Annotated in this window: 11 protein-coding genes; 1 reads left to right on the plus strand and 10 read right to left on the minus strand. The window is 72.1% G+C overall.

Features of this window, described 5'->3' with window-relative positions; genetic code table 11:
- Positions 1–148: 148 nt before the first annotated feature.
- A complete protein-coding gene (locus ACQPZA_RS22085; protein WP_433273318.1) occupies positions 149–3,469 on the plus strand; it encodes a SpoIIE family protein phosphatase in 3,321 nt (1,106 codons plus the stop codon).
- Positions 3,470–3,476: 7 nt separating this feature from the next.
- On the opposite strand, the gene ACQPZA_RS22090 is transcribed toward ACQPZA_RS22085, so the two are convergent.
- The 10 genes from ACQPZA_RS22090 to ACQPZA_RS22135 all read right to left on the minus strand — a co-directional run bounded on the left by ACQPZA_RS22090 (position 3,477) and on the right by ACQPZA_RS22135 (position 14,431).
- Complete coding sequence (locus ACQPZA_RS22090) at positions 3,477–5,048, minus strand: GMC family oxidoreductase (RefSeq protein ID WP_433273320.1); 1,572 nt, start codon at positions 5,046–5,048, stop codon at positions 3,477–3,479.
- 241 nt (positions 5,049–5,289) lie between these two features.
- Entirely contained in the window at positions 5,290–6,924 is a 1,635-nt protein-coding gene (locus tag ACQPZA_RS22095) for an ABC transporter substrate-binding protein (protein ID WP_433273322.1), read from the minus strand.
- 80 nt (positions 6,925–7,004) lie between these two features.
- A complete protein-coding gene (locus ACQPZA_RS22100; RefSeq protein ID WP_433273324.1) occupies positions 7,005–7,280 on the minus strand; it encodes a muconolactone Delta-isomerase family protein in 276 nt (91 codons plus the stop codon).
- 298 nt (positions 7,281–7,578) lie between these two features.
- A complete protein-coding gene (locus ACQPZA_RS22105) occupies positions 7,579–7,968 on the minus strand; it encodes a hypothetical protein (RefSeq protein ID WP_433273326.1) in 390 nt (129 codons plus the stop codon).
- Positions 7,965–8,825 (minus strand): acyl-CoA dehydrogenase family protein, encoded by an 861-nt coding sequence (locus ACQPZA_RS22110; RefSeq protein WP_433273328.1) that lies wholly within the window; start codon positions 8,823–8,825, stop codon positions 7,965–7,967. The genes ACQPZA_RS22105 and ACQPZA_RS22110 overlap by 4 nt, the downstream gene beginning before the upstream one ends.
- 16 nt (positions 8,826–8,841) lie before the next feature.
- Positions 8,842–9,864 carry an ABC transporter ATP-binding protein gene (locus tag ACQPZA_RS22115; RefSeq protein ID WP_433273330.1) on the minus strand — a complete coding sequence of 341 codons (1,023 nt, stop codon included), beginning with the start codon at positions 9,862–9,864 and terminating at the stop codon, positions 8,842–8,844.
- The gene (locus tag ACQPZA_RS22120; RefSeq protein ID WP_433273332.1) at positions 9,861–10,844 is read right to left on the minus strand and encodes an ABC transporter ATP-binding protein; all 984 of its coding nucleotides are present in this window, start codon (positions 10,842–10,844) and stop codon (positions 9,861–9,863) included. The genes ACQPZA_RS22115 and ACQPZA_RS22120 overlap by 4 nt, the downstream gene beginning before the upstream one ends.
- 107 nt (positions 10,845–10,951) lie before the next feature.
- On the minus strand, positions 10,952–11,824 hold the full coding sequence (locus tag ACQPZA_RS22125) for an ABC transporter permease (RefSeq protein WP_433273334.1): 873 nt from the start codon (positions 11,822–11,824) through the stop codon (positions 10,952–10,954).
- Positions 11,811–12,824: an ABC transporter permease gene (locus ACQPZA_RS22130; RefSeq protein WP_433273336.1), complete on the minus strand. Its 1,014-nt coding sequence runs from the start codon at positions 12,822–12,824 to the stop codon at positions 11,811–11,813. Before ACQPZA_RS22130 ends, ACQPZA_RS22125 begins: the two co-directional genes overlap by 14 nt.
- Positions 12,821–14,431, minus strand: coding sequence for an ABC transporter substrate-binding protein (locus tag ACQPZA_RS22135; RefSeq protein WP_433273338.1), 1,611 nt, complete (start codon positions 14,429–14,431; stop codon positions 12,821–12,823). The genes ACQPZA_RS22130 and ACQPZA_RS22135 overlap by 4 nt, the downstream gene beginning before the upstream one ends.
- Positions 14,432–14,701: the final 270 nt, after the last annotated feature.

Here is a 14,701-nt window from a genome sequence, read left to right on the forward strand (position 1 = left end):
CTGGTGGCGATTCCGGTAACCGTGGCGATTCCGGTACGGCCCTCGCATCCCCCGCACGGCATGAGCCGCGGCGGTGACGTGGCGGTGACGGGGGTGGGGGGCCTCGCTTCACAGAGCGCGATGGCGCCCGGCCGGTACGATCCCGCCGGTGGACCAGGTGGGGCGGCCGCTCGCGTCGCGCGACCGCTTCCTCGCCGAGCTGGAGCGGGCTCTGCAGCCGCTGCAGGACCCCGACGAGGTCATGGCGACGGTCGCGCGGCTCCTCGGCGAGCACATGCAGGTCGACCGCAGCGCCTACGCGGAGGCCGAGGCCGACGAGGACCACTTCACGATGACCGGCAGCTACGCCCGCGGGCTGCCCGAGCTGACCGGCCGGATGGCGATGTCGGACTTCAGCGCCGACACGCTCCGTTGCATGCGCGAGGGTGTCCCGTACGTCCTGGCCGACGCGGAGACCGATCCGCGCGTGCTGCCCGAGCAGCGCGGCATCTATCACCGCACGGGCATCGTGGCGGTGATCTGCGTCCCGCTGCACAAGGCAGGCCGGTTCGTCGCCGCGATGGCGGTGCACCAGCGGACCCCCCGGGTGTGGACGGCAGCCGAGATCGACCTGGTCACCACGGTCGCCGGGCGGTGCTGGGAGTCGTTGCAGCGCGCACACGCCATCGCGGCGGTGCGGGAGAGCGAGGAACAGTTCCGGCTCCTCGTCGAGCGGGCCACCGACGCGATCTGGCTCGCCGACGGCGACCGCCGCTACCTCGACGTCAACCCGGCGGCCTGCGCGCTGCTGGGCTACTCCCGCGAGGAGCACCTGATGCTGGGGGCCGAGGACATCGTGCGGCCCGAGGACGTCCCCCGGCTGAACCGGCTGCTCACGGCCCTGGCCGACGGTGCGTCCGTCACCGAGGTGTGGGAGCTGCGCCGTCGTGACGGCAGCACCGTGCCGGTCGAGCTGAGCATGCGCTCCGCCGGGCACGGCCGTGTGCAGGCCATCGGCCGCGACATCACGCAGCGACGGCGCGCCGAGGCCGAACGGGAGCGGCTGTTGCGGCGCGAGCAGGAAGCCAACCGGCAGCTGCAGCTGCTCCAGCAGGCCACCGCCGCCCTGTCCGCCGCCGCGACCCCCGCGCAGGTCGGCGTGGCCACCGTCGACCAGCTCCGACGGTTGCTGGGCGCCCGCTCGGTGGCGGTGTGGAGGCGGAGCGAAGCGGGCGACCTGCAGGCCCTCGCCGTGGAGGGCTGGCCCACCGAGATCGTCCGGACCTGGAGCGAGCTGCCTCCCGACGCCGCGGATCCGGTCACCGGAGCCGCCGCCGGCCGCTCGGTCTGGCTGGACACGGACGACTCCTGGGCAGGCCACGACCCGCACCTGCGTGAGGAACTGGCGCGCCACGGCATCGACGGGCTGGTGTGCCTACCGCTGCTCGCCGCCGGACGGTCCCTGGGTGTGGTGGCCATGGCGCTGCCCGCGCAGCACCCGCTCGGTGCCACGGAGCGGGCCAGCGCCGAGTCCCTCGTCGAGCAGTGCGCCCAGGCCCTGCACCGCGCCGGCCTGCTGCAGGCCGAGCGGGTGGCCCGCAGAGCCGCCGAGGAGCTCAGCGACATCGTCGCCGCCCTGTCGGGGGCCACCACCCCCGCCGAGGTCGCCGATGTGGTGCTCGACCACGCCGCCGGGCTCGGAGCGGAGTCCGCGGTCCTGATGCTGCGGGAAGGGCCGCGCCTGGAGCCGATCGCCGCGCGGGGGCCTGCCGCGGTCGCGTTGCGGCCGGTCACCCTGGACGCCGCCGATCCACTGGCCGCGGCCGTCCGCAGCGCCCGGGCGGTGTGGAGCGGCTCCCCGGTCGCGGTGCCGCTGCTGCTGTCGAACCGGGTGGTCGGTGTGGTCGGCATGTGGCTCGCCGCGGAGGAGGGCGCCACCCCGGAACTGGGCGCGGACCAGCGTGGCCCCGTGCTCACCGTGGCCGGGCAGTGCGCGCAGGCGCTCGACCGCGCCCGCCTGCACCAGGCCGAGCACGAGGTGGCCGACGTCCTGCAGCGCAGCCTGCTCCCCCGCGAGCTGCCCGCGCTGGCCCGGCTCGCCGCCGCGGCGCACTACACACCCGCGGCCGAACACGCACTGTCCGGCGGGGACTGGTACGACCTGCTCCCCCTCGGTGGCACGCGCGTCGCGCTGGTCGTCGGGGACGTCGTGGGGCACGGCCCGGGTGCGGCCGCCGTCATGGGACAGCTGCGCAGCGCACTGGCCACCCACCTGCTCGACGGGTGCTCCCCCGCCGCCGCCCTCGAACGGCTCGACCGGTTCGCCGCCAGGCTCCGCGGGGCGACCGGCAGCACGTGCGCCTGCCTCACGTTCGACTGGTCCACCGGCGAGCTGCGCTGGGCCATGGCCGGGCACCCGCCGGTACTGCTCGTCGACGGCGACGACGCGAGGTTCCTCGACGGCGGCGCCGGTGCGGTGCTGGGTCTGCGCGGACGCCCGCCCTACCAGGAAGCCGCCACCACCGTCGCGCCCGGATCGTCGGTGATCCTCTACACCGACGGGCTCGTCGAGCGCCGCCACGAGGTGGTGGACAAGGGGCTCGACCGCCTCCTGCACGTCGCCGCGCAGCTCGGTCACCTCGGCCCGGGCGGCCTGGCCGCGGGGCTGGTCGAGACCGTGCTCGACGAGGCGGGGCCCGCCGACGACGTGGCACTGCTCGTCGTGCGCGCCGTCCCCGCCCCGCTGCGCGGACGGCTGCCCGCGGCCGCCACCAGCATGAGCCCGCTCCGGAGAGAGGTGAGCGACTGGGCGGCCGCCGCCGGACTGCCCGAGGAGAGCACCGAGGACCTCGAACTGGCCGTCGGTGAGGCCGCCGCCAACGCCGCCGAGCACGCCTACCCGGACGGCGGCGGTGAGTTCGACTACTCACTCGCCCGCACCGACGACGGTGCCGTCGACGTGCGGGTGCGCGACCACGGCCGCTGGCGCCCCGTCCCGACCGACAACGGGCACCGTGGGCACGGGCTGCGGGTCATCGGCGAGCTCGTCGAGGGGTTCGTGATCGACCGCGGTCCCGACGGCACCGAGGCGCGGTTCCGGCTCCCTGCTGCCGCGCCTGCGCCCGACGGCACCACGGCGCAGCGCCGCTCCGGGACCCGCGCCCCCGTCGAAGCGAGCGTCGAGCATCGACAGGCGGCCGCCGGGAAGCGGGTGCTCGCCCTCCACGGCGACCTGGACCTGGCGGGCCGCGACATCGTCGGCCCCGCCCTGCTCACCTCCGCCGGGATCGGCGGTCCGCTCGTCGTCGATCTCACCGGCGTCGGCTACCTCAGCAGCGCGGGCGTCGCGCTGCTCGCGGAGGCGAGCGCGATCGCCGGTGAAGCGCTCTCGATCGTCGTGGCTCCCGGGTCGGCGCCCGCCCGGGTGCTGGAGCTCACCGGGCTCGCCACCGCGCTGCCCGTGGTCACGGCGGCGCCGACCGAGCCGTGAGCCGGCGTCAGCCGTGGCGCAGGATCAGGCGTCCGCAGCGGTCGCCGATCATCATCGACGGCGCGTTCGTGTTGCCCGACGTGATGGCCGGCATGACCGCCGCGCTCGCCAGGCGAAGGCCCGTCACACCGCGCACGCGCAGCTGCGGATCGACCACCGCGAGGGCGTCCATGCCCATCCGGCAGGTGCCGACCGCGTGGTAGTTGGACTGGGCGTACGTCCGCATCGCCGCGAGCACCTGCTGCTTCGTCCTGAGGTCCGCTGGGGGCACTGCACCGTCGTCAACCACCCAGTCGCGCAGTTCCTTCGCGTTGATCAGCTCACGCGCCAGTTCGTAGCCCTCCAGCGCCGTCTCCAGATCCTCGGACGTCTGCAGGAAGCGGGGCTGGATGATCGGCGGCGTCCGCGGATCAGCCGATCGCAGCCGGACGTAGCCGCGGCTCGTGGGATGCAGGTTCATCACCCCGATCGGCAGCGACTCGGGCGGATACGGGACCCGCGCCGAACGCGTGTAGTAGACCTGGAACTGGAACCGGGGCGCGCCCGGCACCCTGCCCTCGCCGGTGAACACGTTGACGTCCATCGCCGTGACGTGGCTGGGTGGCTCTGGGGTGCGGAGCCTCTTCGAGACCACGGAGATCAGGTGATCGTGCAGGTTCTGTCCGACGCCCGGCAGATCCTCGACGACCGCGATGCCCAGCGGCTCCAGATCGGTGGCCGCGCCGATGCCGGAGAGCTGCAGCAGGTGCGCAGTGTTTATCGCCCCCGCGCTGACGATCACCTCACGGTTCGCCGTCACCGCGATCTCGTGGCCACCCGCGTCGATGAGCACCCGGTCGATCGTCTTCCCGCGGTCGAACGCGAGGCGCGTGACGAGTGCGTCCGTCATCACCGTCAGCCGCGGATCGGTCAGGTACGGCGCCAGGAACGTGGTGAACGCGTCCTGCCGGATCCCGTTCACCACGTTGAGCTGCGTGTAGGCGACCCCGAACTGGCTATCGCCGTTGTAGTCCGCATTGAACGGATAACCGGCGCCGACGGCCGCTTCCACGGCAGCGTGGGACAGCGCGTTCCGCCTCGCCAGCTCACTCGACGGGCGGATCGGCCCGGTCAGTGCCGCAAGCGACGGGAGCACACTGCCGTACTCCCAGCCCGGGCAGCCGCCTGCGGCCCAGCCCTCGTAGTCGGCGGGGTTGCCGCGGACCCAGACCATCCCGTTGACCGAGCTGCTGCCGCCCTCCAGCCTGCCGCACGCGAACGACTGCCGTTTGCCCAGCAGCGCCGGCTGCGGCTCCGACTCGAACGGCCAGTCGGCCGTGGAACCCGGCGCCGTCAGACTCGCCGACCTCGTGAAGTCCCGCACGTCGGGCCGGTTGTTGGAGCCGCCCGCCTCGATCAGCAGGACGCTGGCCCGCGAGTCGGCGAGAAGCCGCGCGGCCAGGGTGCAGCCCGCCGAGCCCGCCCCGACGATGACGTAGTCGTACGCGAGCGGGCGGCTCGAACCACCATGAATGTGAGAACCGATGCCGAACGCCCCGGCCGAGACACCGAACAGCTTGAGCAGATTGCGCCGGGTCATCGGTCCTGCATTCAGCCGGGGAATGAAATCGCGTGTATCGCGGAGGCTTGTCCGAACCGTCCTGGGCATCATGTCCTTCGCACGAGAGCACTGCCCCGAGCCTGAGCCCGGAGCAGCAGGATAACGCACGACACCCGGTCGAGGACTGTCTCGATTTTCGCTGTTCTTGTGCTCCGATTCGCGCTATTCGGGAACCTGTCCGACTTCTGCGGATATTGCGCCCTCCGGGCGGCTGTCCCTCTCAGCGGTCCAGCCAGGTGGTGCCGAAGAACATGTCACGGGTCAGGTACCGCACGACACCCTTCACCTCGGGCTTCGCGATCGTCGAGAGATAGCCGCGGCTGGTGTAGGCCATCGAGATGTCCTGGTTGGTCACCAGCTGCACCTGCTGGTAGAGGCGCGTGCGCTCGGCGTCGTCGGTGGTGGCGGCGGCCCTGTCGAGCAGTGCGTCCACCTCCGGGTTGGTGTAGCCGCCGTAGTTCTGGTTGCCGCCGGTCCGCAGGACGTTCTGCGCCGCCGGGTACGGCGAGTCCACCGGCCCGCCGACGGTGCCGGCCAGCTGGAAGTCCCGGCTCTGCACGACGCTCGAGGAGTACTGGGCCAGGTCGAAGAACTGCGGCTGCACGGTGATGCCGATGGCAGCCATCTGCGCCTGGAGGAACTCGGCGAACGCCATCCGGTTCGGGGCGTTGGTCGTCTTGTAGACCACCGTCGTGCTCCCGCCCTCGGCCACGTACTCGGCCACGAGCTGCTTCGCACGCTCGGGGTCGTAGGACGGGTATGCGGCGGCCGCTTCCGGCGTCTGGTATTCGCTGTTGTCGCCGAAGTACCCGTGCGCCGGTTCCATCCGCCCGCGGTACTGGGTGGCCGCGAGCGCCCGGGTGTCGATGCCGCGCACCAGGGCCTCACGCATGCGGTGGTCGTTGAACGGCGGCTTCTCGTGGTTGAAGTAGAGCCACTCGGCGCCGTGTCCGGATCCGTAGTAGACGGTCAGGTTCGGGTTCTCCGACCCGCGCAGCAGCTCGGTGTGGTAGCCGCCGAAGATCAGGTCGACGTCCCCGTTCTCCAGTGACGCGTACCGGCTCTCGGTGTCGGGCAGCGGCCGGAACTGCAGCCCGTCCAGGTAGGGCATGCCCTCCTGCCAGTAGTTCGGGTTGCGCGTCAGCTCCATCCGGGAGTCGCGCGTCCAGCTGCCGAGGACGAACGGGCCCGCGCCGACGGGGTTGTTCGCGATCTGGTCGCCGTACTTCTGCAGCGCGGCAGGCGAGATGATCTGGCCGAGGCTGCCGGTGGTGAAGCTGCCCGCGAAGGCCGCCGGGAACAGCCCGAACGGTGACTTCAGCCGGAACTCCACGGTGAGCGGATCGACGGCGGTCATCGACTCGATCGATTCCGTGAACCGGTGTCCCGGGGAGGACGCCTTGTCGATGTGCCGCTGCACGTTGACGATCACGGCCTGCGCGTCCAGCGGCGTGCCGTCGGAGAAGGTCACGCCCTCCCGCAGGCCCATCCGCCAGGTCTGCCCGCCGTCCGAGCTCTCCATCGACTTCGCCATGTACGGCTCGGCCGAGCCGTCCGGCTTGAGCTTCATCAGCGAGTCGTAGACGGCGAGCGCGGCCTGGTTGGTGTTCTGCACCGTCGGGTCGAACCCGACGACCTCGCGGTCGGTGCCCATGATCAGCACACCGCCACGCTTCGGGGTCCCCTCCGTGGCGGGGTCACCCCCGTACGGGTTGACGGTGCGGATCCCGCCTGCGGCAGCCGTTGTGTCAACTCCCGGCGCGGCGCCGCACGCAGCGAGTACCAGTGCGGACAGCGCCGCCGCGAGCGCCGCCAGCAGACGGGTGCGGGGTCGGCGGGTCTCCGTGGTGGTCACACGATCTCCTCGTCGAGCTCGTCGGCCGGATCAGATGTCGTTGCCCGAGACCGTCGCCGCGGCAGGCCCGGGCGGCGTGATCACCGTTCCTGTGGGTGGGTCGCCAGCGGCTGCACGGTGATCTCGAGCCATGGCCACATCGGGAGCGTCGTGAGCGCGTCGTGCAGCACGGTGGCGTCGGCGGCGGTGAAGAGGCCGACCCAGTCGGTCCGTCCGGGCACCCGCCACAGCCGCTGCAGCATGCCCTCGGTGCGCCACCGGCCCGCGACGGCACGCTCGAGCGTGCGCATCTCGGCGCGGCGCTCGGCGGGGAAGTCCCGCGGCAGCTTGTTGCGGGCGTGAACGAGGAACTCCATCACGCTCCTCGGCCGATCTGCACGTGCCTCACAGGAACTCCTCGGGGAACGTCGGCCGCAGGGTCGCGGAACTCACGCTAGGGCGGACGCAGCCGCGCCGAACCGTGCCGATGACCTCATCCGTCCGGCCGGCGGTCCCGGACGGCCTACGTCGGATGTCCCGGTCCAGGCGCGACGAGGACGATCATCGCTGCTCGGTGATCAGCTGGTCCAGCCACCGCACGAGCACCGCGAGCCTCACTGGGCTCGGCCGACGCTTCGCGCTGGCGCTGTGACATTGATTCGCTCGCAAGCTCGCTCACCGCCCGCTCCCCCTCAGGTGGCATCGAGACCGAGGTGCAGCTGGGCGAGTCGGCGGAACATCAGGTCGCGGAAGCCGGTGTTGCGGGTGGCTCGCGTTCATCGCCATGTCCCGGTAGAGCCCCTCGAAGCGCTGGCCGGCGTTCATCGCGCTCGATCCGACGTTGCGGAACAGCTGCTGGTCGAGCGCCTCCCACACCTGCACGATCGCCTCGCGCGCGATGACCCCGAGCCGCTGCTCCTCCTCCTCGCCGTAGGGCTTGCCGCCCGCCGCGGTGCGCACGCACAGCTCCATGTGCTCCGCAGCGCAGCTCAGCACCGCCGCCTCGGCCGTCGCGAGCTTCCCCAGCGCGCCGCCGTACCAGCGCTGGTGGTCGGGGACGGTCACGCCGGGGCACCATCGGGGGCATGCTGGTCTTGCGGGTGCGCATCTGGTGCTCGAACTCGTCCAGCGTGTTGTAGCCCGTGTGCGGCCACCGACATCGTGAACGGCCCGAGCGCCCGCCCGGTGTACATCGGGTTGCCGTGCAGGGCGAGGCCCGGGGTCCCGCCGGAGACGTCGACGCTGATCATGTTCGTGTTCTCGAGCACGAACTCCGCCGGGATCCGCGCGTCGTCCAGCCGGATGCTGTGCGACCCACTGCCGCGCAGCCCCATGCTGGAGCCCCAGTCGTCGAGCATGGTCCACTCGCTGCGCGGCACGACGTAGAGCAGCATCCGCTCGGCCGCCTCCGCAGGCGGCAGTCCCGCGATGAGTGCCTGGGCCATGAAGTCCGTGGAATACGGGATCCCCGAGCAGTAGCGGACGGTTCCGTCCAGCCGCCACCCCGACTCCAGCCGCACGGCTGTGGCATCGGGCGCCGCCACCGACGCACACCGGAAGTCACCGTCACCGAAGACTGCCTCCTGCGCCGCCTCCGGGAAGTACGAGGCGATCTGCACGGCGTGGCTGGAGGCCAGCGCCCAGCACCAGGCCGTGGAGACGCATCCGCGGGCCATCTCGATCTGCAGCCGGGTGAAGGTGATGTAGTCGCATTCCAGGCCGCCGTAGCGCCGTGGCTGCATCACGCGGTAGAGCGACGCCACCCGGAAGGCCTCGTGCATCTCCTGCGAGTAGTACGTGCGCTCCTCGACCTCGGCCTGTGCGGCGACCAGGGCTGGACGCAGCTCGACGACGCGCTGGATCAGCGACGCCGCCGTCGGGTCGACGCCGGACGGCGGGGTGGGAGCGGTGGTACCGGACATCAGTGCTCCTCTGCGATCAGGAGACCCGCGTGGCGGCGTCGAGCGGGAAGTGGCAGGCGACCTGGTGGTCGGGGACGTGCTCGCGCAACACCGGCTCCTCCTCCGCGCACCGCTGCACGGCGAGCGGGCAGCGGGTGCGGAACCGGCACCCGCTGGGCGGGGCGAGCGGCGACGGCGGCTCACCCGCGAGCGGACGGGGGCGGCGCGCGCGTCCCGTCCGGGGGTCGAGCCCGGGGATCGAGTCGAGCAGCGCCGCCGTGTAGGGGTGCAACGGCCGCCGGTACAGCGCCTCCGCGGGCCCCAGCTCGGCGAGCTGCCCGAGGTGCATCACCGCCACGCGGTCGCTCACCTGCTTGACCAGCGCGAGGTCGTGGGAGATGAACAGGTAGGACAGGCCCAGCTCGGTGCGCAGCCGTTCGAACAGGTTGAGCACCTGCGCCTGGATCAGCACGTCGAGCGAGGACACCGCCTCGTCGCAGATCACCAGTGCCGGGTGCAGCGCGATGGCGCGGGCGATCGCCACCCGCTGGCACTGGCCGCCCGACAGCTCGTGCGGCCTGCGCCTGCCGTACACCGACGGGTCGAGCCCCACCAGGTCGAGCAGGTCGCGCACGCGCGCCTCCCGCTGCGCGGACCCGCGCACGCCGTAGCCCACGAGGGGTTCCTCGACCAGCTCCGCGACCCGCCACCGCGGGTTCAGCGAGCCGTAGGGGTCCTGGAACACCATCTGCATGTGCCTGCGGGCCGCCACCAGCTCCCGGCGGCCCAGCCGCATCAGGTCGGTCCCGCGGAAGAGCACCTCGCCCGCCTGCGGCCGGGGCGCCTGGATCACCGAGCGGGCGAGGGTCGACTTGCCCGACCCGGTCTCCCCCACCACGCCGAGCGTCTCCCCCGCCCGCACGTCGAACGAGACGTCCGAGACGGCGTGCACGACCCCGCCCTTGATGCCTCCCGCGCCGCGGACCGGGAACTCCTGCACGATGCCGCGGGCCTGCAGCAGGGTCTCGCCCGGCACTGGGCGCTCGTCGAGTGCCGTCATGACCGGTCTCCGCTCACTGCGTCGGGCGCGGGCGCATCGGGAACGGGGTGCCAGCACGCCCACCGGTGGCCCGGCTCGTGCTCGGTGAGCGGGGGGTCCACCGCGCACTGCTCGTCGGCGGAGGCGCAACGCGGGGCGAAGGGGCAGCCCGCGGGCAGCGCGGACAGGTCGGGCGGCTGGCCGGGCACCACCGGCAGCAGCGTGTGGGGCTCGCGCTCCAGCAGCGGGATGGCCCCCAGCAGCGCGCGGGTGTAAGGCATCCGGACGTGCGCGAACAACGTCTCCGCCGCCGCGTGCTCCACCCCCCGCCCGGCGTACATGACGAGGACGTCCTGGGCGTAGCTGGCGGCCAGCCCGAGATCGTGGCTGATCAGGATCACGGCCATGCCGAGGCGGTGCTGCAGCTCGACGAGCAGCTCCATGATCTGCGCCTGTGTGGTCACGTCCAGCGCGGTGGTGGCCTCGTCGGCGATCAGCAGGCGTGGTTCCCCCGCGAGCGCGATCGCGATCATCACACGCTGCCGCATGCCGCCGGAGAGCTGGTGCGGGTACTCCCCGAACCGCTGCTCCGGCACCGGCAGCCGCACCAGTGACAGCAGCTCGACGGCGCGGCGCCGCGCGGCGCGCCGGTCCAGGTCGGCGTGCGCCCGCACCGCCTCGACCACCTGCGTGCCGATCCGCATCGTCGGGTTGAGCGAGCGGGTCGGGTCCTGGAACACCATCGCGATGTCGGCGCCCCGGCGGCGGCGCATCTGCGCCTCCGCCATCCCCACCAGCTCCGTGCCGGCGAAGCGGGCCGACCCCGTGACCGCGGCGGTGGACGGCAGCAGGCCCATCAACGCCCGCGAGCTGACGCTCTTCCCGGACCCGGACTCGCCGATGATCGCGAGCATCCGCCCCGCCTCGAGCCGGTAGGACAGCCCGTTCACGGCGTGCACGTGGCGCCCGCGGCGGGAGAACCGCACCCGCAGGTCACGCACCTCGAGGAGCGTCTCGCCGTCCGGGCTTGTTGCAGCAAAGCCACTCTGCTGCAACCCCGTTGCGTCAACGTGGCTTTGCTGCAATCCCGGGGCTCCCGCGTGCGCTCTCATCGGCCGCTCCATCGCGCGCGGAGGCTCTCGCCGAGCAGGTTGAAGGCGAGCACCGTGACGAACAGGACCGCCGAGGGCCAGACGACCAGCATCGGCGTGGCGGAGATGCTCTGCTGGCCCTGGGCGATCATGTTCCCCCAGCTCGGGGCGGGTGGTGGGATGCCCAGGCCGAGGAAGCTCAGCGCCCCCTCGATCACGATCACGATGCCCATCCCGAGCATCCCGAACGTGATGAGCTGCGGCGCGATGTTCGGCGCCACGTGGCGCAGCAGGATCCGCCATCCCGGCGTGCCGCAGAGCCCCGCGGCCGCCATGAACGGCAGCTCCCGCAGCCGCAGCGTGGCGGCGCGGGAGATCCGCGCGAACGCCGGGATGCTGAAGAACGCCAGCGCCAGGATCGTGTTGGTCTGGCTCGGGCCGAGACTCTGCGCCACCGCGAGGGTGAGCACCAGCGACGGGAACGCGATCAGCACGTCCAGCACCCGCATGATCACGGTGTCCACCACGCCGCCGAGGAAGCCCGACAGCGCCCCGAGCGTGCCCCCGACCAGCAGGCCGATCAGGTTCACCGTCACCGCCACGATCAGCGAGGACCGGCCGCCGTACAGGATCCGCGCGAGGATGTCGTTGCCGTTCGGGTCGGTGCCGAGCAGGTGCCCCGGGGAGAACGCCGGGAGGTAGGACTCCAGCACGCTGCCCCCGATCGGCGGCGGCACGGGCAGGACGAGCGGGCCCACGAAGCAGGCCAGCGCGATCAGTGCGACCGCCCCGGCGGGCACCGCCACGGCGAGGGAGCCCACCCAGCCCCGTGACCTCGCCGGTGCGGTGGCGGGCTCCACGAGCGCCGGCCCGGCGTCAACGACTGCCATAGCGGATCCTCGGGTCGAGTACGGCGTAGAGCAGGTCGGCGAGCAGGTTGGCCAGCACCGCGACCACCGCGAACACCACCACGCAGGCCTGCACCACCACGAAGTCGCGCGTGTTGATCGCCTGCAGCATCAGCTGCCCGATCCCCGGGAGGGCGAAGATCTGTTCGACGATCACGGTGCCCCCGATGAGGCTTCCGAGGTTCAGGCCGACCACGGTGATCAGCCCGAACGCGGAGTTGCGGAACGCGTGACGCACCAGCACCTGCCACGGCCCGATGCCCTTGGCCCGCGCCGTGGTGACGTAGTCCTCCCCCTGCAGCTGGTCGACTAGGTCGCCGCGCAGGAACCGCGTGTAGAAGCAGTAGAGCGGGAACGCGATCGCCGCCGCAGGCAGCGCCATCGACCGCAGGTTCTCCCCCAGCCCCTGCGACAACGGGACGAACCCGATCGCCGGCAGCACCGCCATCTGCACCGCGAACACCAGCACCAGCAGCAGGGCGAGCACGTAGTTGGCCACCGACAGCCCGGTGATGCTCACGACCATGCTGATCCGGTCGAACAGCCGGTTGGGCCGGTGCGCGGCCAGCAGCGCGGTGGGGACGGCGAGCCCCAGCGAGATGACGAACGCCAGCACCACCAGCTCGCCGCTGACGGCCAGCCGCTCTCCCAGCAGGTCGGTCACCGGCTGGCGGCTCACCAGGGACTGCCCGAGGTCACCCGTGACCGCCCCGCCGAGCCAGTCCAGGTACCGCAGCACCGCGGGCCGGTCGAGGCCCAGCTCCAGCTCCAGGGCCCGCACCTGCGCCGGGGTGGCTTCGGGCCCCAGCAGCTGCTGGGCCGCGCTGCCGGGGATGAGGTTGAGCACCCAGAAGGTCAGGATGCTGACCCCGAGCACGATCGGCACCGCCAGCAGGAGCCGCTTGCCCACCAGCCGCATCCCGGGCGAGGTGAGGAACGCCGGCCCTGCCCGGTGCCGCCCGGCGCCCACCGACGCCGTCACTGCTGCTGCACCCGCCAGACCTCGTCCCAGATGACGCCGGCGTTCACGACGATCGGCGGGATCTTCGTGGTGAGGCCCGGTCCGTACACCCCCGGTGTCGCGATGTTCGCGGCGGCGAACGCCAGCCCGAACGGGGCGTAGGCGTTGTCGCTGATGTACTTCCCGGCCTCGTCGTAGAGCTGCTGGCGTCCCGCCGGGTCGACGGTGGCGGCGGCCCCGTCGAGCAGTTGGTCGAGCTGCGGGTCGGCCACGCCGCTGAACGGCGAGGTCGAGCCGAACCGGAAGCCGACACCGACGCCCGACGCGGGGTCCCACGCCCCCGCCGTCTGCAGCATCGACTGCCACTGGCCCGAGTTGAACTGCTGGACCAGCGTCGACAGCTCGTAGTTCTTGGTGGTGACGGTGATGCCCGCGGCCTGCCACTGGGTCTGCAGCGCCGTCATCACCTGCTGGGCCACGTAGCCGTTCAGCGTCCCGAGCTCCACGGTCAGGCCACCGAGCTGGCTCACGAGCTGCTTGGCCTGCTCGGGGTCGTAGGTCGGGTAGCCGGGCACGGCCTGCTCGTGGAAGAGACCGCCGGGGCCCGTGAACGACTGGCTCACGGGGTAGAGCCCGCGGAACAGCCCCTTGGATATCGAGTCGAAGTCCGTGGCCCGGTAGATCGCCTCGCGCGCCCGCTTGTCGTCGAACGGGGCGGTCTTCGTGTTGAGCTGGATCACGTACGGCGAGGTCGGGGGCTGCACCGTCACGGTCAGCCGGCCGCTGGACTGCGCCTGCTCCAGCAGCGGTGTGGTGCTCAGCCCCTCGTAGGCCTGCGCCTGCCCGGCCAGCAGCGCCTGGTACGCGGGCTGGTCGCCGCCGATGGACTGGAAGGTGAGCTTGTCCAGGTAGGGGCGGTCGGGCTTGAAGTAGGTGGGGTTGCGCTGCAGCACCAGCAGCGAGCTGAGCTGGTTCGACACCACCGTGAACGGGCCGGCGCCCACCGGGTTGATCCGGAACTGCTCCTCGCCCATCTTCTGCAGTGCGGTGGGGGAGGCGATCCAGTTGGTGTTCGCCACCGGGAACGAGTTGATCACGGCGGCGTAGGGGCGGGTGAACGTCAGCACGACGGTCCGCGCGTCCTGCGCGGTGATGCCGCCGTCGGCGAGCGGCCAGGTCGGCTTGCACGAGCACGGCGAGGCCAATGCCCGCTGCAGGTTGAAGACCACGGCCTGGGCGTCGAACGGCGTGCCGTCGCTGAAGCGGATGCCGTCGCGGAGCGTGATCTTGACGGTGCGCCCCCCGTCGAGCAGCTCGTAGCCCTCCGCCTGGTTCGGCACGACCCGCGGATCGGAGCCGTCGTCGTTGGCCGTGAGGAGGAACAGGCCGCCGTAGATCGCGCTCATCTGCGAGATGTTGGCGCCGCCCGTCGTGTTGGTCGCCGGGTCGAGGCCGGAGGGCCAGCCGCCGGCGAAGGACGAGCTCTCGAGCACGGTCAGCTCCCCGCCGCGCTGGGGCGGGCCGGCCGGCTGTGCGGTGCCCCCTGCCGTGCCGCCCCCGCCCCCGCAGGCGGCGAGCACCAGCAGTGCGGCCAGGAGGAGGGACAGGCGCTGCGCATTGGGTCTCACGTGGACCTCCCGCTTCGTTGCGTCCTTCGGGGCCGCGCCTGCCCGGTCGTCGTCGGGGCAGGGCGGCCGCCACCGCCGGTCGGGGTGCGCCGAGGTGGGTGCGTCGAGGTGCCGGATCGGAGTGATGCGGCTCACTGCATCCGACACAGCGTCCGGTGAGGACCGGATCTCGTGCAGACGGCTTTCACTCGGCGAAAGACAAAGTTCGAGCAGGTGACGACGATGTCGTCCTCCCGGCGGCACACCGCAACGCGGGACGTGATCCGCCTA

Source organism: Pseudonocardia xinjiangensis, assembly GCF_050948425.1.
In the GTDB taxonomy this organism is placed as follows: domain Bacteria; phylum Actinomycetota; class Actinomycetes; order Mycobacteriales; family Pseudonocardiaceae; genus Pseudonocardia; species Pseudonocardia xinjiangensis.